Source organism: Streptomyces sp. NL15-2K (assembly GCF_030551255.1).
Classification (GTDB): Bacteria; Actinomycetota; Actinomycetes; order Streptomycetales; family Streptomycetaceae; genus Streptomyces.
This window is the reverse complement of sequence record NZ_CP130630.1, coordinates 3,445,527-3,463,852: the sequence shown is the minus strand read 5'-3', so window position 1 is coordinate 3,463,852 and position 18,326 is coordinate 3,445,527. Positions and strand designations below refer to the sequence as shown.

The following is an 18,326-nucleotide window of genomic DNA, read 5'->3' as shown; positions in this document are numbered from 1 at the left end:
CCTGGACGTGGGGTGCGGCCTCTTGCCGTACGACGGTGAGTCGTACGACGGTGAGTCGTACGACTGTGACGGCGTCGTACGTCGATCAGCTCGCCGACGCAGCGCTGTGCACCGCCCTCACCAACCGCTCGTTCTCCGGCGCCGCCCCGCCCGGAAACGCACACCGCCGCCGCGTGTAGCCGTACGCCAGCCCGCCGCGCGGGTCCGCGAAGGCCTGTGACCCGCCGGCGCCGCTGTGCCCGAACGTCCCGGCGCCCAGGAACGGGTACCAGGCGTCGGCCGTGGCCTGGAAACCGAGCCCGAACGACCGGTGCGTGCGGGCCACCAGGTCGTAGCCGATCGAGTGGATCTGTCCCACCTCGGCGACCGTGTCCGGCTTCAGCAGCGGCGGACGCCCGTCCACCTCGCTGATCGCCGCCGCGTACATCCCGGCGAGCCCGCGAGCGGCGGCGACCCCGCCCGCCGACGCCGGGCCCTTGGCGCGCACGGTACGGGAGTTGGCGTGATCCACCAGCTCACCCGGCTCCGGCACATGCGTGTTGAACGCGATCGAGGCGAGCGTGTGCGGCCCCTGCGGCACCGAGTCCAGCACGGCCTGCTGCTCCGCGGTCGGCGCCATCGGCTGCACGGACCGGAAGCGGGTCTCCAGCGCCTCGGGCAGCCCGAGGAAGAAGTCCAGCCCGTACGGGGCGCGGATCCGCTCCTCGTACACCTCCTGGAGCGTATGGCCGGTGGCACGCCGTACGACCTCACCCATGAGCGCGCCGAGGGTGAGCGCGTGATAGCCGAACGCCGTGCCCGGACGCCAGAACGGGCGCTGGTCCGCCAGCCGTTCGGCGACGGCGCGGTCGTCGGCCAGTTCGTCCGGGGTGAACCCGGCATCGATCCCGATCAGCCCCGCCCGGTGCGAGATCAGGTCGCGCAGGGTCAGCGCGCCCTTGCCCTCGGCCCCGAACTCCGGCCAGTAGTACGTGACTTTGCGGTCCAGCTCGAGCGTCCCGTCCTGCACGAGAAGCGCGGCCACGAGGTGTGCGGCACCCTTGGTCGACGAGAAGACGCCGTAGAGGGAGTCGGCGGCCACGCCGTCGCCCGCCCACAGGTCGACGACTTTGCGGCCGTGCACATACGCACACAACTGCCCCTCGTAATCGGGCCGTTCCCCGGCCACGAACGCGGCGAACTCCTCCCGTACCGCCTCGAACCCGTCCGCGACGGTGCCGTGGATCTCTTGCGTCATCCGCTCTCCTCACCTGTACCGCTGTTCGCGGGTGCCACTGTAAACAAGGCTCGTGCGACCTGCGCGAATTGCCCCTTGGGATGGTCACGGAAGAGAGGCTCGGTACCGAACAGGACGGCCTGCCGGCCGCTGACGACCGAGGCCTGCCCCGCGGCCCGCGCGGGACCGCCCGAGCCGTCCTGCGACGGCCGCCAGTGCCCCGAGACGAGCGGGTTCCCGGTCGCGTACGACTGCTCCACCCGGACCCCGGGCCCGAGGTCGGTGAACCAGACGGGCGCGTAGACGAACCCGTGGTCCGGCGCCCCGGCCGTGACCGGACCCGAATTCGCCACGCGCACCACACCATTGGCGTCCCCGTTGCCCTCGACCGGCTTCGCGGCCAGCAGCCCGGTCGCCGCGTTGAGGTCCGCCCCCGTGGTTCCCCGCCCGACGAGACCGTGGCCGGCCTCGAGGAACGCGTCCAGGGCAGAGCGGGCAGCCGTGTTCAGGGCGCCGTGATCCAACCCCGCCGACACGAACAGCACATCCACCGTCGACCAGTCGAAGCCCGCGTTCAGTACGGCCGTCGAGACCGGAGTGACCTCGAAGTTCATCTCCCGCAGCGCGAACAGCTCACCCGGCGTGACGGCCGCGGCCACGCGCAGGCGGCGCAGCTCGGTGCCGCCGGTCGCCCTCGTCGCGTCGAAGGCGACGTCGTACGTCCGGGCCGCCGCCGCCGCGCGGGACCGCGCCGATCCCGGCACGATCGCGCTTCCGTCGGCGGCCCGCCGTACCGGAACACCTTGCTGGAGAAGGGAGTTCAGCGCCGCGATCTCCTGCGGGTCGTCGAGCCGCAGCCGGAGGTCACCCCGCGGGGCGACGTAACCGACGTCCGTGGCCTTGTCAATCGCCCGCAGCGGCGCGCCGTACAGGCTCCCGGACGTCACCGGCTCCACCGTCGCGCCCCACAGGCGGCCCAGACTCCAGCCCGAGATGTCGTACATCACGGAGACCTTGTCGCTGATGTCCCGCCCGTCGGCCAGCAACACGTTCGCGAGCCCCCGTTTGGGCTGGCGCATGTCGACTACGTACGAGCCCTTCGCGTACGTCCGTCCGGCGAGCCGGAAGGCGTGGGTCGCGCGGGTGACGCGGACGTCGTTGGCGAGGAGGTGGTCGACGAGACGGGCGGCGGCGGTGGCGGAGCGCTGGGAGCCACCGCTGCCGGTTCCGGCCGGAGTACCGGTACCGGTACCGGTACTGGCACTGGCCGGGATGACGTACGCGCGCGGGAAGTCCGCGGTGTAGACGTCCTCGGGGCCGATGCCCGGGACGCCGGGGACGGTCTCCTCCGACACCGGCACCTGCGCCGCGCCCGCCGCCCCGCGCCGGAAGACCTCGATCTGGTCGGCGACGAGGGAGGCGCGGTGGGTGCGGACGAAGTCGAGGGTGGCGTCGATGGCGGCGCCCGCCACGTCCACGTTGATCGCGGACCGGCGGCGCAGTTCGGCCTCCGGGAGGCTGTTGTAGGCGGCGTTGTTGACCGCCAGGGGGATCTCCACCGTGTGCGCGGCGACCGTGCCGTGGAAGGCCGCGTACTGCGGGGTGAAGATCGGCGGCCAGTCGTCCCAGCCCTCCTCCTGGTCCCGGAACGGGATCTGCGCGGGCTGCACGCCGTCCTTCGCGGGCGTGTAGCCGAGGCCGTTGACGGCCGTCTCCATGCCGAGCGCGTTGGCGTAGGTGTTCTTGAGGAAGAGGTCGTACTCGTAGTTCTCGCCGTGCGGGGGAGTGGTGGGCTCGATGAGCGTGCCGTTGACGTAACCGTGCAGGTCGAGCATGACGGCCGGCTGCTTGTCGATCTCGATCTGCCGCATCGCGCGCACCTCGGGCTGCGAGGCGGTGACGAAGTCCCGGTTCATGTCGAAGCCGCCCGCATTGGCGCGGGTGCCGGCGATACGGCCGTCCGGATTGGCGGTGATGTTGAAGTAGAGGCGGCTGTGGGAGAGGAGGTCGCGCGTCTTGTGGTCGTCGGCGGTCGCGAGCCGCTCGATGAGCTTCAGGGAGGCGTCGGTGCCCTCCCACTCGTTGCCGTGGATGTTGTTGTTGACGAAGACGGGCGTCTTGTAACCCGCCTTGATCGCGGGGTCCTTGGCGGCCCGGGCCGGCGCGTTCTCGATCAGCTCGCGCATCCCCTCCTGGGCGCGGGTCTGGCGGGCGCTCTCCGGGGCGGTGACGGTGACGAGGTACAGCCGGTGCCCGCCGGCCGAACGACCCGCGACCTCGACGCTCACCCGCTCGCCGAGCCGCTGCAGGGCGTTCAGCTTCGGCGCGATGGCGTGGTACGGGGTCAGGCCCAGCTTGATCGACTTGTCGGCGGGGTTCACCGGGTCGGGGGTCAGCACCTGCTCGCGCGGATAGCCGCGCCCGGTGCCGGCGGTGTCCGTGAGGTCGGCGGTCGGGGCGGTGAGGGCTCGCTGGGCGGCGCTCGCGGGTGCCTGCGCGGCGGCGTGCCGGTCGAGGGCGGGGCCCTCCCGGGTGACGGGGGGCCGGGGGTCGGCGCCGGCGGTGTGGGGGGTGAGGAGCAGTGAACCCGCCGTGCTGACGGCGAGGGCGGCGATCAGAACGGGTCTCGCAGGAACGGTTCTCGTGGTGCGCACGCGTACCTCCTCCGGGGCTTCCTGAGATCGGTACGGCGAGGTGTACCTGTTCGACTCAACCGCAACAAGAGGGACTTGGTGTCGTTGATGCCCCGGATGGCGCATCCCGGCGGGTTCGAACGGGGCATGCTGAGGCCAGAGGAACACCAACCGCGGCGGCGGCGTGTGAGGCGAGGAGAGAGCCCGTGGCAACGATCCCTTCGCTCCCCAGCAGGGACGACGTACTGCGCATGGCCCGCACCACCACCGACATCACCGGTCAACTGCTCGACACGGCTGGGAACATCACGAGAATCGCCCTCAACACCTTCGATCCACGGGACGGTTCGGGCAGCGAGGCGCTGCGCGTGCTGCGCGAGACGACCGCGGAACTGGCCGAGGCGAGCGCGTCCCCGCAGGCCCAGGAGGCGTTCTACCGGATCATCGACACGCTGAAGCGCCTCGGCACGAGCGGGGCGCCGCTCGCGGTGCATCCGGTGAGCGAGCCGGCCCAGGCGCTGCTGGCGGCGCTGGGCGACAGCCTGCTGCCGGTCCTGGACGCCGTGGAGCCCGCCGTCGAGGAGTTCGCGGCGGCGCTCGGCGACCTGGTCGAGGCGACGTCACCGCTGCTGCCCGCCACGGCGGGCGTGGCCGCGGGCGCGCTCCTCGCGCTCACTCCGGTGATCCGGGAGGCCGCAGAGGTACTGCGCGAGTCGTCCCCCGAACTCCACCGCATCGCCGACGCCCTGACGGCCGCGCTGGCCCCGCTGATGCCGCTCCAGGTGGCCCTGGCGGAGCGCGCGGCCACGGCCGGCGCGGGCGCGCTCCGGGCGACGCTCGCTCCACTGGCCGACCTCACGGAGGCGGCAGCGGCGACGACGAAGGCGGCCCGCCCGGTGCTGATCGCGGGGGAGGAGCTGGTGGTGGCGGGCCTGGAACAGCTCCAGCCCATGCTGCTGGCGACGGCGTCCCGGGCGGGGCGGGTGGCGAGGGAGGCGGCGGTACGGGTGTCGGCGGCGGTGTCGCCTGCGGCGGACCAGGGGGTCGTGGTGGCGATGACGCCGGCGTAGGCCTTTCAGCCTGTCCGGCGTTTGAGGACGAGGCCCGTTCAGGGCCGACAGCGGGGGTCTGGGGGCGGCAGCCCCCAGGAACGGGACGGGTAGGGGCGGAGGGGGCGAAAACCCCACCCCGGAGCCCCCGCGGCGGAACGGTAAAGTGCCCCCATGCGCGATCTCGGGGCGGGCTTCAACTACTTGGTACAGGGCCAGAAGTGGGTGGCCCGACACGGCAAGCAATACGGCTTCGGCCTGCTCCCCGGCCTGATCACCCTCGTCCTCTACGCCGCCGCCCTCATCGCCCTCGCCCTCTGGGGCGCGGACTTCATCGCCTGGGCAACCCCCTTCGCCGACGACTGGTCCAGCCCCTGGCAGGGCCTCTTCCGCGGCTTCCTCACCGCCGTCCTGTTCGCCCTGGCGCTCCTCCTGTCCGTCCTCACCTTCACCGCGGTCACCCTCCTGATCGGCCAGCCCTTCTACGAGAACCTCTCCGAGAAGGTCGACCGGGACGTCTCCCCGGACGGCACCGCCCCCGAGTCCCGCCTGCCCCTGTGGCGCGAACTGTGGATCTCGGCCCGGGACAACCTCCGCGTCCTCGTACGCGCCGCCCTCTGGGGCATCCTCCTCTTCGCCCTCGGCTTCATCCCGGTCCTCGGCCAGACGGCCGTCCCGGTGATCGGCTTCTTCGTCACCGGCTTCTTCCTCACCCAGGAACTCACCTCGGTCGCCCTCCAACGCCGAGGCGTCGAACTCCGCGACCGCCTCACCCTCCTCCGCACCCGCAAGCCCCTGATCTGGGGCTTCGGCACGCCACTCGCGGTGTCCTTCCTGATCCCGTTCGTGGCGGTGTTCCTGATGCCGGGGGCGGTCGCGGGCGCCACGTTGATGGCGCGTGAACTGCTGGGCGAGGAAACGAGGGAGGCCGAGGAGGACGGCGAGACCTCGGACGAAGTGCACGCTTGACCTCAAGCATGCTTGAGCTTCTACGTTCGTCACATGACGACCACGACGCTCAAGACGTACTCGCACGAGGAACTGGCCGCCCAACCCATCGGCTTCTGGAGCTCTGAGGCCGGCCGCCGCATGGTAGGAGCTCTGCGCGAGCAACTCGCGGTGGAGGACCTCACCCAGCCACACTGGTGGACGCTCAACCACGTCGCCGGGAAGCCCGGCACCTGGACCCGGGCCACGCTCACCGCCCGCCTGACGACCTACGACGACCAAGGCACCGACTTCGACGGCGTCTACGACGACTTGGTAGCCCGCGGTTGGATGACCGAAGACGCGGACGGCATGACGCTGACCGAGGAGGGTGAGGCCGGCCGACTGCGCGCCCGCGAGCGGAACCTGGGGGTCCACGAGCGAGCGCACCAGGGCGTTGACCCGGCCGACTTCGTCACCACGATCAATGTCCTGCGCTGCATGGTCGCCAACCTGGGCGGCAACGGCAACCTGCCGGAGTGACGCCCCCTTGCCGGTCAGCCCCCGACCGCCACCGTCAGGATCGCCCGCACCTGCCCGATGATGTCCAGCCGGTTCCGCACGAACTCCGGATCGGTCACCGCCCCGTTCGCCGGATCGGTGTTACCCGCCCCGAACTGCAGCACAGGCGTGTGCACATGCCCACCCGGCAGCGAGTCCCGCAGCCCCAGCCGGTCCCGCAGCAGTGTCGCCCGGTACGCGATCTCGTTGGAGAGATAGTTCCCGCCGCCCCCTTGACGGGCCGTCGACCCTTCCGTCGGCCCGTCAGGCCGTACGACGGCCTCGGTGCCGCCCGCCGGAATCTCGGTCACCTCCGTGTTGTCGTACACGGGGAACCGCCCGGTGTCCGCGGCCACGATCTCCCGGTACGGCAGAGTCGTCGTCGTCCACTGCGGCTGCGAGGCCGGTTCGGTGACCGGGATGATCTCGGTCCTGCTGACGTTGTCGTTGTCCGGGAAGCCGCCCCGCCAGGCCCCGTTGGTCCGCTCGACGTCGAACCGGCCCACGCGCCCCTGGCTGACGGTGGCGAACAGATCCACCTTCTTCAGATACGGCCGCAGAGTCCGCTCCACGCTCCCGTCCGTGAAGTCCTCCCACCGCACCGGAAACACGACGGTCTCCACGCGCGCCGGCCCGTCCGCGGTCTCGATCACCGTGCCGTCGAGCGCGAGCGCGGTGGCACCCGAGGGGTTGGAGATGCGGATGTCCCGGTCCAGCGTGAACGGATCGAACCCGGTGACCAGGATCCGCTTGATCCCCTCGCCCCGCGGATAGCGCACAGCGGTCTGCCCACGCGAGGTCCGCTCCAACGCATCGAGCAGCGAGGCCCGTTGAACGTCACTCAACCCGAACCCCGGCTCCCAGGTACGCACATCCCGCGTCATGGCGAGCCGCGCCCAGTACAGCGGCCGGTCGTCGTCCCGGCTGAGATCCCCGCCCGCCGGCCCCCGCCCCTGCGCCCGGTCGACGGCCCGCCGCCACAGCGCGGACCCTTCGCGTACGACGACCCGGCGGGCCTCGGCGTAGGAGTCCGCCGTGCCGAGCGCCCGCACGAACTCCGCGGTGGCGGTGTCGAATCCGGAACGTCCGAGGATCTCCTGGGGCACGGCCTTGTCGAGCCGCTGCTCCTCCACCGTGGGCGAGGAAGCGGTCTCGGCCGCCACCGGGGTCGTGGGGGCCGAGAGCCCCGCCAACAGGACCAATCCGAGCACGCCGATCCGAACGCGTATGGAAGACAAGGCAGTTCAGTTCCTTCTGTCGCCGTGGGGGAAGCGCTGACACCGAACGGCGGCAGTATCGCGTGACAGAAGTGGTCTACGCCATGGGGTGTGGCTCAGGAGGGCGACATCAGCGTGGCGAGCATGAGCAACGGAACCACCTGGAACGCCGCGGCTCCACGCAACCGGGCCACCCACAGCAAGACACCGATGACCGCCACCACCCCGCAGGCCGTGCCCAGTTCGGCCAAGGGCGGCTCGTACGGCTCGTCGTCGTAGCCCGCTGCCCACCCGGTCATGCTCGCCGCCAGCCACCCGTAGCCCACCACCAGGATGTTGACGGGCAGCAGACCGAGCACCGCGATGATGTTCCTCCCCCTCATGCGGTTCATCCTCAACCTGGCGGCCCGGTTGGCGCCTGAGTACGCGTACCTATGCCGGCAGGCGGGCAGCCGCCTTCCGCAGCGCCCCGACGAAGGCCTCCGCGGCCGGTGTGAGCGTCCGCCCGCGTACGGTCGCCGCGTACACGGCCCGCGCGGGCGCCCCTTGGTCCAGCACCGGCAGCAGTACGACGTCCGGGCGCACGGACCCGGCGGCGAGCGCCGGCACCAGGGTCACGCCGAGGCCGGCGGCGACGTAGCCCTGCTTGGCGGTCCACTCGCCGACGACATGCGCGATCCGCGGCCGGAAGCCCTGGCGTACAGCCACGTCGAGCAGCGTGCCTTCGGGGCGCGCGCTGCCGGAGATCCAGTCGGCGTCGGCCAGTTGGCCGAGCCGGACGGGGCCGCCGTCCGCCAGCGGGTGATCGGCGGGGACGGCGACGTACAGCGACTCGTCGAGGAGGTGATGGAGTGCGTACGTCGACGGCGGGGCGCCGCCCGTCGACGAGACGACCGCCAGATCGAGATGCCCGGCGGTCAGCCGTTCCAGCAGCACGGGCGTGAAGCCCTCCTCGCGGGAGACACGGACCCGGGGGTGACGCGCGCGGAACGTGGCGAGAGCCTGCGGCACCAGCGCCGCGTCGGCCGAGGCGAACGCCCCGAACCGCAGCCGCCCACCGGCCGCTTCGCGCAGCGCCGCCAATTCGCGCCCGGCTCCGTGCAACGCCTCGACGACCGCCTGCGCGTGCGGCACGAGCAACCGCCCGGCCTCGGTCAGCCGCACGCCCCTGGGCAGCCGGTCGAACAGCGGGGCCCCGCCCAGCGCCTCCTCCAGCGAGGAGACCTGCCGCGACACGGCGGACTGCGTCCACCCGAGGGTCCGCGCGGCCACCGTGAACGAACCGTGCCGGGCGACTTCCAGGAACACCCGCAGCCAGACGGTGGAGACATCCGGAACCCCAGGTGACAGATGCGAGTTCGGCATGACTGCCATGCTAGACATTCGCTTGTCGCATTCCGGGGCCCCGCCTAACGTCGACGGCATGCAGATCACGCTGGACAACCCCGCCTCCGCCCCCCAGCCCCTCAACGACTTCTACTCTCAGGTCGCCCGCGTCGAACACGCCGACGGCAGCGCCCTGCTGTTCGTCTCGGGGCAGATCGCCGAGGGCGTCACCGTCGCCGAGCAGAGCCGGGGGATCTTCGAGACGCTGGACGCCCTGCTGAGGGCCCACGGGGCGAGCCTGGCCGATGTCATCAGCATCCGCACGTACCTCACGGACATCGACGCGCGGGAGGAGTACGGCGCCGTACGACAGCAGTTCCTCACCGGAACGCCGCCCACCAGCATGACCTTCGAGGTGCCTCGGCTGTTCCGGCCGGACGCCCGGGTCGAGGTGGAAATCGTGGCGGCGGTGTCCCTCAGGGAGTGACGACCGGTTCCGGAAGTCATCCGCCTGCTGTCAGTGCTCCCCCGAGGGAAGTCTGCTCGTACATCACGTGCCGTCCGTAACGCCGAGCGGTGAGCAGTCCGGCTTCGCGGAGAACGGTGAGGTGTGAGGAGACGGAAGAGGGCGCGAGCTTGAGCCGCTTGGCGAGAGAGGCCGTGGTGTCGGGTGCGTCGAGCGCGGCGAGTACGGCGGCCCGGCCGCGTCCCAGCAGGCGCGTGAGGTTGTCGGGGGTTCGTTGGGCGGGGTCCCATAAGTCGACGATGCCGCGGGCCGGGTAGGCGAGAGTCGGCTGCCCGGGTGGTTTGAAGGCGCCGATCACCTGGGGCCATATGAAGACGCTGGGCATGAGGACCAGTCCCTGTCCATGAAGGTGCCGCTCGTACTCGATCCGTGCTTCGACGGTCAGCGTTCCGGCGTGCCAGACGCAGTTGCTGCTGATCTCGGAGAACAGTCCCCCCAGACCGTTCTCGGCGAGCCGTCGCAAGTGGAAGGAGATGTCCGCTTCCAGCAGGGCGCGCAGCTGCGGCCAGTCCGGTTCGATGAGGTGGTGCCAGACCTTTTCCAGCAGGTCGGTCAGTTGCCGGATCATGCGTGCGGGGTTCTTCAGCCAGGCTCGGTCGCGGGCGGCGTCGAGTGCGCCGGGGGTGGCCGACAGTGAGTGGAGGGCGTCTTCCCGGGCGATGTCCGGGTCGGTCGCGCGTACGGCGGCGATCTCTTCCTCGAAGGTCGCCGCCATGCTGTTCAGAGGTGGACAGAGCCAGCCGGGTGTCGGACCGCACTCGGGCATCAGCAGCCACAGGGGCGTCAGTTCGAGGGTGGTGACCGTTCCCCGGTTCCGGCGCAGCCATGGCCGTTGATAGGCCTGACGATCAGGGCGTTTGAGCATCTGCACCGCCTCCGCCGCCTCCCACAGCGGAGAGATGGCGAAACGGCAGTTGAGTAAGTCGTTCTCGTCGAAGTGCAAGCGCGTCGCCATGATCTTCCCCCAAGACCAATGTGCACCCGGGCGCAGGGCTGCTACCCGAACCTTCGTGTGTCATGCCTCGCCATCCGTCTGCCATGCCATGCCATGCCTTGGCCATCGGCCCATGCGGACGATTCGCCTCAGCTCGAATCTGTTGGTCCGCCGGCTCGTCGCGGCCAGACTCACATCTCTCCAACAGCCCTTGGCTGACCGTGCAGAGGAGTCGAGGAAAGGATTCAGCACCATGGGCAGGCTGTTCCCCCGAATACGATTAGCGGCAGGCGCCGCGCTGGCCGGAGCGCTGTTGTCCGCGTCCCTCCCCGTCGGCGGCATGGCCCCGGCGATGGCCGCGGACGATCCCGTACCGCCGCACGAAGGCATGCCCGACGACGGCTTCGCCGACGAGCACGAAGACGAACAGGACGACACGGTCGAACCCGGCAGCCCGCCTTCTGGCACCGGCTCCGCGGCGGCCGCCCCGGTACCGGGCCGGCGGGGCGACTTCCAGCTCGCCGCGGGCTCCGGCCTCACACGGCTGGTGAACCGGCTGGACGCCGCGCTGCCCAAGCAGGGCCTCACCGAGCTGATGGAGCAGGCCAATCGGTCCGCCGGCTGGGGCGCCGGCGATTGCGGCGCCACCGGTATCTATGGCCCCGACCTGGTGGCCGGCAACCGAGTGTGCTGGAAGAACGACGACGCCACATCCAAGGAGTGGATCCCGCAGGCGATCTCCGGCGTCTCGGACGCACAGGAGGACGAGGACTGGGGAACGTCGAACGCCGAGCCGATCGCGGTCGGTTCGTACGACAAGCCAAACCCCGGCCGCAGCAACTATCTCTCGAAGTGGAAGAACTGCGTCAAGGCGGGCGCGTCCGACGCCTGCAACGAGAAGGGCGTCCGGGTCACCTTCTTCAACCAAGCCACCAAGAAGTACCGGCACGTCCTGCTGGTCTGGCCGTACGTGAACTCCAAGGAGCACATCTCCTTCGACGCACTGCACGCCCGCGAGGGAAAATGCAAGAAGCAGGTGACCCGGAAGTGCAAGGCGCAGAAGGGTATCCACTCGGGCGGCATCGTCTGGTACGGCAACTACCTGTACGTCGCGGACACGGCCAACGGTCTGCGCGTCTTCGACCTGCGCCGGATCATGGACCTGAACCCGGACGGCGACACCGGGTCCGACGACCCCACGCCGGACGGACTGGCAAGCAATGTGCGGGACAAGAAGCGCATCGGCCGGCAGAACAACGTCTGGTACGGCTACGGCTACCGCCATGTCATGCCACAGGTCGCGACGCTGAAGTTCACCACGGACAATAACGACGGCGACACGAGGAAAAACCGGTGCTACAAGACCGGCCGGCCCAAGGCTTCGTACATCTCGCTCGACCGGGCCGGCGCGGACCACATGGTGCTCGGTGAGTACTGCAACTCCAACAATGGCGGGACCAGTCGCGGACGGGTGGGCACTTACCCCATGGCGGCGCTCACCGCCGCCGTGGAGGGCGCGCCCGGCACGATCGCGGACGCCGACCAGGCGTACGGACTGCCGACCGGCGGGTCGTTCGACGGTGAACCGTTGTGGCACAAGATCCAGGGCGTGCTGCGGCACGAAGGCAAGTGGTACTTCCACCGCAGCAACGCGGACAACAACGGCCGCCTGCTCCAGGCCACCCCGCAGACGGTCGACGGGAACAGGCAACTGGTCGGCAACCCGAAGGCGCTCCAGACCTCCATCGGCCCCGAGGACCTGTACCTGGCACACGGCCGGGGCGACGGCTTCGCTCCCCGGCTGTGGTCGCTCAGTGAGCACGCCCCGAGTGTCTGCGGGCCCTGCGAACGGGAGTTGTACAGCTACGACATGAGCGAAGTGACCGACGACTTCGGCTCCTGACAACCTCGGCGGACGGCTGGGCGAGGCCCGTTCACCCCTCGCCCAGCAACGCCAGAAAGTCCCGGAACGCCCCCGCCATGTCCACCGACTCCGGGTCCAGCAGCCACTGGTACTGCAGTCCGTCCATCACCGCGACCAGCAGGGGAGCCGCGCGCTCGGGCGTGAGCCCGCTCGGCAGCCGGTCGCCGTACTCGGTGCGCAGGACCGCCGCCATCGACTCGCGCACCCGTCCGTACCGCTCGGTGAAGTACGCCCGCGCCGGATGCCCCTCCGTCACGCTCTCGCCGAGCAGCGCCGAGAAGGTCTGGATGATGCCGGGCCGCATCGCGTTGTACTCGACGAGGGAGGCCAGTAGATCGGTCCGCCACTCCCGCACCGGCACCGCGTCCCACTTGTCCCGCTCCTCCAGGACGGCCACGAGCAGCGCGCCCTTCGTCGGGAAGTAGTGCAGCAAACCCTGCTGGGTCAGCCCGACCCGCTCCGCCACGGCGGCCAGGCTCGCCCCCCGGTAGCCGCGCTCGGCGATGACCTCCAGGGCGGCCCCGACGATCTCGGCGCGTCGTTCCGTGCTCCTGGTCCTGGCGTTCATGGCGTCACCGTACGGCATCCCGAACAGCGGAATATAACGCCAGTGTAACGAAACCTACCGACCTACAGGCGGCAGGTGCACGATGGGTAGGCACCGAACGGACTTCAATGAGGAGGCACCGCGATGGCGGCACCGCAGGAGACGGCCGACGAGACCCGGGAGGCAGCCGTCGAGGCCGCCCTTCGCAAGCTGGACCTGGACGCCAAGGCCCGGCTGCTGGCCGGCCAGGACATGTGGTCCCTGCCCGCGCTGCCGGAGATCGGCCTGAAGTCCCTCGTCATGTCCGACGGCCCGATCGGCGTCCGGGGCGTGCGCTGGACCGCCGACGACCCGTCCATCGCGCTGCCCTCGCCGACCGCCCTCGCCGCCACCTGGGACCCCGAACTCGCCCGCAGGGCAGGGGTGCTGCTGGCCCAGGAGGCCCGCCGCAAGGGCGTCCACGTCCTGCTCGCCCCCACCGTCAACCTGCACCGCTCCCCGCTCGGCGGCCGCCACTTCGAGGCCTACAGCGAGGACCCGTACCTGACCGGCGTCATCGGCACCGGCTATGTCCAGGGCGTGCAGTCCGGCGGTGTCGGCACCACCGTGAAGCACTTCGTCGCCAACGACGCCGAGACCGACCGCTTCACCGTGAACAACCTGATCTCCGAACGCGCCCTGCGCGAGCTCTACCTCGCCCCCTTCGAGACGATCGTCGAGAACGCCCACCCCTGGGGCATCATGACGGCCTACAACACGGTCAACGGCACGACGATGACCGAGCACCACCACCTCGTCAACGAGGTCCTGCGCGGCGAGTGGGGCTTCGACGGCTTCAACGTCTCCGACTGGACGGCCGCCCGCTCCACCGTCGGGGCCGTCAAGGGCGGCCTGGACGTGGCGATGCCCGGCCCGCGCACCGTGTACGGCGAGGCCCTCGCGCAGGCCGTGCGGGACGGGCTGGTCGAGGAAGCCGAGGTCGACCGGGCCGTACGCAACGTCCTGCGGCTCGCCGCCCGCGTCGGCATCCTCCAGGGCGCCGAACCGGCCGTCACCGAACCGCCCGCCACCGTCCACGGCGAGGCTCTGGCCCGCGAGATCGCCCGCCGCTCCTTCGTCCTCGTACGCAATGAGAACAGTGCCCTCCCCCTGAACCCCGGCCGCAAGGTGGCGCTGATCGGCGCTGCCGCCCGCGACGCCCGGATCCTCGGCGGCGGCTCCGCCACCGTCTTCCCGTCCCACGTCGTCTCCCCGCTCGACGGCCTCACCGCCGCCCTGCCCGAGGGCACGGTCACCTATGCCGTGGGCGCCGACCCGGACACCGAACTCGCTGTCTTCGACCAGGGCTTCGAGCTGCGCGCCGTGTGCCGGGACGCCGACGGGAACGTCATCGGCTCCGACTCCGCGCCGGGCGGCCAGATCAAGTGGATGGGTCCGGCCCTGCCCGACGGCGTCACTCATGACCGGCTGCACACCGTGGAGCTGACCGGCACCTTCACCCCGCGCGAGAGCGGCCCCCACGCCTTCGGCATCCAGGGCATCGGCACCTTCACGCTCGCCATCGGCGGCACGACGTACTTCGACGACGTCCAGCGCCCCGCCGAGGACGACCCCTTCGTCACCTTCTTCGGCGCACCCGTGCCCCGTGCGGAGGCCGAACTCACCGCCGGCGAACCGGTCGAGGTCTCCCTCACCTACGTCGTCGAAGTCCCCGAGGACGTCCCGTTGAAGGCGATCATCTTCGCCCTCGCCCACCGGGATCCCCGGCGCGACGCCGACGGCCTGATCGCCGAGGCCGTCGAGGCCGCCCGGAACGCCGATACCGCCGTCGTCGTGGTCGCCACCACCGAACGCGTCGAGTCCGAGGGCTTCGACCGCGCCGACCTCGCGCTTCCCGGCCACCAGGACGACCTGGTCCGCGCGGTCGCCGCCGCCAACCCGAACACCGTCGTGGTCGTCAACTCCGGCTCCCCGGTGGAACTGCCCTGGCGCGACGAGGTCGCCGCCGTCCTGCTCGGCTGGTTCCCCGGCCAGGAGGGCGGCGCGGCCCTGGCGGACGTACTGACCGGGGCCCACGAGCCCGGCGGCCGGCTGCCGACCACCTGGGGCTCACTGGCCGCCGCCCCGGTCACCCAGGTCGCCCCGGAGGGCGGCGAACTCCCGTACCGCGAAGGCGTGTTCATCGGCTACAGCGCCTGGGAGAAGGAGGGCAGGACCCCCTCGTACCCCTTCGGCCACGGCCTCGGCTACACCGACTGGACGTACGAATCGGCCGAGGTGCGAGGCACCACCGTCCGGGTCCGCCTCCGCAACTCCGGTGCCCGCGCGGGCCGCGAGGTCGTCCAGGTCTACCTGGCGCCCGCCGAACCCGACGCCGAACGCCCGGCGCGCCGGCTGGCCGGGTTCGCGGGCGTGGCGGCCGGCCCCGGCGAGGTCGTCGAGGCCACCGTGGAACTGCCCCGCCGGGCGTTCGAGATCTGGGACGAGAAGACCAACGCGTGGTCGCATGTGAAGGGTTCGTACGAGATCCAGATCGGGCGCTCGATCTCCGACCGCCGGCTCACCGCGACGATTAACGTCTGATTCGGGACACGTCCCACGAGCAGCCCCGGCCCGGGACCTGACACCTGGGCCGGGGCTCGTGTCGTACCGGGGCTAGCGAACCGAGAACCCGTATACGGTCTCCGACCGGAACACCTCGCCCGGCCGCAGCACCGTGCTCGGGAACTCCGGCCGGTTCGGGGAGTCCGGGAAGTGCTGGGTCTCCAGCGCGATGCCGTCACCCGGCGCGAAGGGCTCGCCCAGGTGGTCGGCGGTGTACAGCTGGAGGCCGGGCTCGGTGGTCGCCACGGTCAGGACGCGGCCGGACGCGGGGTCGTACAGCTCGGCGACCTCGACGGGCGCCTCGGTCACGCCCTTGTCGAGCACGAAGTTGTGGTCGTACCCGGCACCGACCTTCCGCCCCTCGCGGAAGTCGAAGCGCGTGCCCGCAACCTCCTCCAGGTCACCCGTCGGGATCAGGTCCGCGTCGACCGGGGTGCGGCGCGAGGCGGCGACCCGCAGCTCGTGCCCGCCCGCGTTCCCTGACCCGCCCAGGTTGAAGTAGCTGTGGTTGGTGAGGTTCACGACCGTCGGCGCGTCGGTGACGGCCTCGTACGCGATCCGCAGCGCGCCCGAATCCGTCAGCGTGTACGTCGCCGAGACCTCCAGCCGGCCCGGGAAGCCCTCCTCGCCGTGCGGGCTCACCCTGCTCAGGCGTACGCCGTGCTCGACCGGCTCCCCGTCCCACACCCGCTTGTCGAATCCGCGCTCGCCGCCGTGCAGGGAGTTGGGCGGGTTGTTGAGCGCGAGCGCGTACGTCAGGCCGTCCAGCGGGAAGCGGCCGCCCGCGATCCGGTTCGCGTACCGCCCGATCAGCGCACCGAAGTACGGCTCCGGGTGCGTGAGGTACCCGTCCAGGTCCGCGAACCCCAGCACCACGTTCCCCGCACGCCCGTCCCGGTCCGGGACCTCCGCCGACTGCACGATCCCGCCGTACGACAGAATCCGTACGCGGACCCCCGCCCGCTGCAGGGTCCAGCGGTGGACGGGAGTGCCGTCGGAAAGTGTCGCGAAGAGTTCGTTCATGTGCGGAACTTTAGGTCACGGCTCCTGCGTCACGCCTTCTTCCCCGTCACCGTGCGATACGCGATCTCCGCCAGCCGCGCCTGTCCGTTCACACTCGGATGGAACCAGTCCCACTGGCTCAGCTGGCCCGTGCCGAAGCGGTACTCGTACACCGCGCCCCCGTCGAAGCGGCAGCGGCGGTCCTTCGCGCAGACCTCCTCCAGCACCTCGTTGTAGTCCTCCACCCGCTTCTGCACGGTGTCCCGGCGCGCGGTCGCCGCCGCGTCCACGGCATCCGCGTCGCCCAGCATGGACGGGCAGATGCCCAGCTTCCACACCTGCTTGCCCATCGGATTCGTACGGCCCTCGGACCACAGCCGCTTCAGGTTCGGCACACTCGCCACGAACACCTGCGCCTTGGGCGCCCCCTTGCGCAGCGTGCTCAGCGCGTCCTCGAAGTCGGAGCGGAAGTCGGCCACCGAGGTCATCGCCGCGGTGCTGTCCCGGCACGCGTCGTTGGCCCCCACCATCACCGCCACCAGCCCGGGCTTCCGTGTCGCCGCCTGCGCCATCTGGCCGGGCAGGTCCGCCATCCGCGCCCCGGTGACCGCGTAGTTCCAGCTGCGCTCGGCGGCCTTCGCCTTCCCCAGCAGTCGTACGGCGAGACTGTCGACCTCGGCGCTGTCGCCCGTGGCCCAGGAGACCTCGGGGCAGTCCGCCAGCACCGAGCACGCGTCGAAACCACGGGTGATGGAGTCGCCCACGGCGGCGATCGAGTCCGGGCTGCTGTCCCAGAGCGGAGTCGGCTTCGGTGACGGCTTGGTCTTCTGCGCCTGAGTGCCGTTCGGCCCCGGCGAGTCACCACCGACGGCGTCACAGCCGGCGACGCCCAGGACGGCCGCCGCCAGGACGGCGAGCGCGGCCCGCGAGCGGCGGCTTGGGTTCGGCATCGGGTGGTGGTCCCCTCGGTCGTGGTGCGTGCGACGTGGTGAACGGAAAACGTCATCCGTTCATAACAACGCGCGAGGGTTCCCGACCGATCATATGGATCACCGTGCAACGGATCGCACCCGTACAAGCGTCCTGCCGGGTGAATGGCGAGCGTTTCACGGCACTGGGACCGACGGTACGTCACACTCCTTGCGCCGCCGCACGGTAGCCTCGCCATCAACGTGGCTGCCCGGCCACTGCCGTCCGACAGTTCGCAACATGTCCCGCTCTGCCCGGAGGTCCCGGTGACGACACGTGGAGTTCTGTACGTGCACTCCGCGCCGCGCGCGATGTGCCCGCACGTCGAGTGGGCCGTCGCCGGGGTGCTCGGTACGCGCGTCAACCTCGACTGGATCCGGCAGCCCGCCGCGCCCGGCACCTGGCGCTCGGAGTTCTCCTGGCAGGGCCAGGTCGGCACCGCCTCCAAGCTGGCCTCCGCACTGAGAGGCTGGCACCTCCTCCGCTTCGAGGTCACCGCCGAGCCCTGCGCCACCGCCGAGGGCGAGCGCTACAGCTGCACCCCCGACCTCGGCATCTTCCACGCCGTCACCGGCATCCACGGCGACATCCTCATCCCCGAGGACCGCCTGCGCGCCGCCCTGGTCCGCTCCCAGCGGGGAGAGACGGACCTGGAGGCGGAGTTGGCGAAGCTCCTGGGGAAGCCGTGGGACGACGAACTGGAGCCCTTCAGGTACGCGGGTGAGGGAGCGCCGGTGCGCTGGCTCCACCAGGTGGTGTGAGGCTTTCAGGGGCGCGGGGCTGTATCCATGTGCGGCTCCGCCGCGTGGGCGCGACAAGCCCCCACCGGCCCGCAGCGAACCACGAACGCAATGTGGCCCGAACCCCACCCGGGGGTTCGGGCCACACTCC

The 18,326-nt window shown here is 70.9% G+C and carries 16 protein-coding genes; 7 read left to right on the top strand and 9 right to left on the bottom strand.

What is annotated here, in order from left to right; all coding sequences use genetic code 11:
• Nucleotides 1–85: 85 nt before the first annotated feature.
• Together Q4V64_RS15215 and Q4V64_RS15210 are read right to left on the bottom strand one after the other, a co-directional pair.
• The gene (locus tag Q4V64_RS15215; RefSeq protein WP_124442588.1) at nucleotides 86–1,237 is read right to left on the bottom strand and encodes a serine hydrolase domain-containing protein; all 1,152 of its coding nucleotides are present in this window, start codon (nucleotides 1,235–1,237) and stop codon (nucleotides 86–88) included.
• Entirely contained in the window at nucleotides 1,234–3,870 is a 2,637-nt protein-coding gene (locus tag Q4V64_RS15210) for a M14 family zinc carboxypeptidase (protein WP_124442589.1), read from the bottom strand. The genes Q4V64_RS15215 and Q4V64_RS15210 overlap by 4 nt, the downstream gene beginning before the upstream one ends.
• A gap of 185 nt (nucleotides 3,871–4,055) precedes the next feature.
• Here Q4V64_RS15210 and Q4V64_RS15205 point away from each other — a divergent pair, with 185 nt between their 5' ends.
• The 3 genes from Q4V64_RS15205 to Q4V64_RS15195 all read left to right on the top strand — a co-directional run bounded on the left by Q4V64_RS15205 (nucleotide 4,056) and on the right by Q4V64_RS15195 (nucleotide 6,368).
• Nucleotides 4,056–4,919 (top strand): hypothetical protein, encoded by an 864-nt coding sequence (locus Q4V64_RS15205; RefSeq protein ID WP_124442590.1) that lies wholly within the window; start codon nucleotides 4,056–4,058, stop codon nucleotides 4,917–4,919.
• 153 nt (nucleotides 4,920–5,072) lie between these two features.
• Complete coding sequence (locus tag Q4V64_RS15200) at nucleotides 5,073–5,867, top strand: EI24 domain-containing protein (protein WP_124442591.1); 795 nt, start codon at nucleotides 5,073–5,075, stop codon at nucleotides 5,865–5,867.
• A gap of 33 nt (nucleotides 5,868–5,900) precedes the next feature.
• Nucleotides 5,901–6,368 (top strand): MarR family transcriptional regulator, encoded by a 468-nt coding sequence (locus Q4V64_RS15195; protein WP_124442592.1) that lies wholly within the window; start codon nucleotides 5,901–5,903, stop codon nucleotides 6,366–6,368.
• Between the two features lie 14 nt (nucleotides 6,369–6,382).
• On the opposite strand, the gene Q4V64_RS15190 is transcribed toward Q4V64_RS15195, so the two are convergent.
• From Q4V64_RS15190 to Q4V64_RS15180, 3 genes are all read right to left on the bottom strand, one after another.
• Nucleotides 6,383–7,624 (bottom strand): pyroglutamyl peptidase, encoded by a 1,242-nt coding sequence (locus Q4V64_RS15190; RefSeq protein ID WP_124442593.1) that lies wholly within the window; start codon nucleotides 7,622–7,624, stop codon nucleotides 6,383–6,385.
• A gap of 95 nt (nucleotides 7,625–7,719) precedes the next feature.
• Nucleotides 7,720–7,986, bottom strand: coding sequence for a DUF6234 family protein (locus tag Q4V64_RS15185; protein WP_124442594.1), 267 nt, complete (start codon nucleotides 7,984–7,986; stop codon nucleotides 7,720–7,722).
• A gap of 49 nt (nucleotides 7,987–8,035) precedes the next feature.
• Complete coding sequence (locus Q4V64_RS15180) at nucleotides 8,036–8,968, bottom strand: LysR family transcriptional regulator (RefSeq protein WP_253267204.1); 933 nt, start codon at nucleotides 8,966–8,968, stop codon at nucleotides 8,036–8,038.
• A 58-nt stretch (nucleotides 8,969–9,026) separates the two neighbouring features.
• Here Q4V64_RS15180 and Q4V64_RS15175 point away from each other — a divergent pair, with 58 nt between their 5' ends.
• Nucleotides 9,027–9,416 carry a RidA family protein gene (locus Q4V64_RS15175; RefSeq protein WP_124442596.1) on the top strand — a complete coding sequence of 130 codons (390 nt, stop codon included), beginning with the start codon at nucleotides 9,027–9,029 and terminating at the stop codon, nucleotides 9,414–9,416.
• Between the two features lie 16 nt (nucleotides 9,417–9,432).
• Here the strand turns inward: Q4V64_RS15175 and Q4V64_RS15170 are convergent, their stop codons facing one another.
• Complete coding sequence (locus Q4V64_RS15170) at nucleotides 9,433–10,410, bottom strand: DUF5937 family protein (RefSeq protein WP_124442597.1); 978 nt, start codon at nucleotides 10,408–10,410, stop codon at nucleotides 9,433–9,435.
• Between the two features lie 232 nt (nucleotides 10,411–10,642).
• Here Q4V64_RS15170 and Q4V64_RS15165 point away from each other — a divergent pair, with 232 nt between their 5' ends.
• Complete coding sequence (locus Q4V64_RS15165) at nucleotides 10,643–12,292, top strand: hypothetical protein (RefSeq protein WP_124442598.1); 1,650 nt, start codon at nucleotides 10,643–10,645, stop codon at nucleotides 12,290–12,292.
• A 31-nt stretch (nucleotides 12,293–12,323) separates the two neighbouring features.
• Here Q4V64_RS15165 and Q4V64_RS15160 read toward each other — a convergent pair whose 3' ends face one another.
• Nucleotides 12,324–12,899: a TetR family transcriptional regulator gene (locus Q4V64_RS15160; RefSeq protein WP_124442599.1), complete on the bottom strand. Its 576-nt coding sequence runs from the start codon at nucleotides 12,897–12,899 to the stop codon at nucleotides 12,324–12,326.
• A gap of 105 nt (nucleotides 12,900–13,004) precedes the next feature.
• On the opposite strand from Q4V64_RS15160, the gene Q4V64_RS15155 reads away from it, so the two are divergent.
• The gene (locus tag Q4V64_RS15155; RefSeq protein WP_124442600.1) at nucleotides 13,005–15,443 is read left to right on the top strand and encodes a glycoside hydrolase family 3 C-terminal domain-containing protein; all 2,439 of its coding nucleotides are present in this window, start codon (nucleotides 13,005–13,007) and stop codon (nucleotides 15,441–15,443) included.
• 72 nt (nucleotides 15,444–15,515) lie between these two features.
• Here Q4V64_RS15155 and Q4V64_RS15150 read toward each other — a convergent pair whose 3' ends face one another.
• Complete coding sequence (locus tag Q4V64_RS15150) at nucleotides 15,516–16,487, bottom strand: aldose epimerase family protein (protein WP_124442601.1); 972 nt, start codon at nucleotides 16,485–16,487, stop codon at nucleotides 15,516–15,518.
• Between the two features lie 29 nt (nucleotides 16,488–16,516).
• Entirely contained in the window at nucleotides 16,517–17,416 is a 900-nt protein-coding gene (locus Q4V64_RS15145) for an SGNH/GDSL hydrolase family protein (protein WP_124442602.1), read from the bottom strand.
• Nucleotides 17,417–17,701: 285 nt separating this feature from the next.
• Between Q4V64_RS15145 and Q4V64_RS15140 the strand changes: the two genes are divergently transcribed.
• A complete protein-coding gene (locus tag Q4V64_RS15140; protein ID WP_124442603.1) occupies nucleotides 17,702–18,196 on the top strand; it encodes a DUF3145 domain-containing protein in 495 nt (164 codons plus the stop codon).
• The last annotated feature ends 130 nt before the right edge of the window (nucleotides 18,197–18,326 follow it).

Coding starts and splice junctions, on each gene's coding strand:
- Q4V64_RS15215 (WP_124442588.1), bottom strand. CDS start 1,237: ATGACGCAAGAGATCCACGGCACCGTCGCGGACGGGTTCGAGGCGGTA.
- Q4V64_RS15200 (WP_124442591.1), top strand. CDS start 5,073: ATGCGCGATCTCGGGGCGGGCTTCAACTACTTGGTACAGGGCCAGAAG.
- Q4V64_RS15195 (WP_124442592.1), top strand. CDS start 5,901: ATGACGACCACGACGCTCAAGACGTACTCGCACGAGGAACTGGCCGCC.
- Q4V64_RS15185 (WP_124442594.1), bottom strand. CDS start 7,986: ATGAGGGGGAGGAACATCATCGCGGTGCTCGGTCTGCTGCCCGTCAAC.
- Q4V64_RS15180 (WP_253267204.1), bottom strand. CDS start 8,968: ATGCCGAACTCGCATCTGTCACCTGGGGTTCCGGATGTCTCCACCGTC.
- Q4V64_RS15175 (WP_124442596.1), top strand. CDS start 9,027: ATGCAGATCACGCTGGACAACCCCGCCTCCGCCCCCCAGCCCCTCAAC.
- Q4V64_RS15170 (WP_124442597.1), bottom strand. CDS start 10,410: ATGGCGACGCGCTTGCACTTCGACGAGAACGACTTACTCAACTGCCGT.
- Q4V64_RS15165 (WP_124442598.1), top strand. CDS start 10,643: ATGGGCAGGCTGTTCCCCCGAATACGATTAGCGGCAGGCGCCGCGCTG.
- Q4V64_RS15160 (WP_124442599.1), bottom strand. CDS start 12,899: ATGCCGTACGGTGACGCCATGAACGCCAGGACCAGGAGCACGGAACGA.
- Q4V64_RS15155 (WP_124442600.1), top strand. CDS start 13,005: ATGGCGGCACCGCAGGAGACGGCCGACGAGACCCGGGAGGCAGCCGTC.
- Q4V64_RS15150 (WP_124442601.1), bottom strand. CDS start 16,487: ATGAACGAACTCTTCGCGACACTTTCCGACGGCACTCCCGTCCACCGC.
- Q4V64_RS15145 (WP_124442602.1), bottom strand. CDS start 17,416: ATGCCGAACCCAAGCCGCCGCTCGCGGGCCGCGCTCGCCGTCCTGGCG.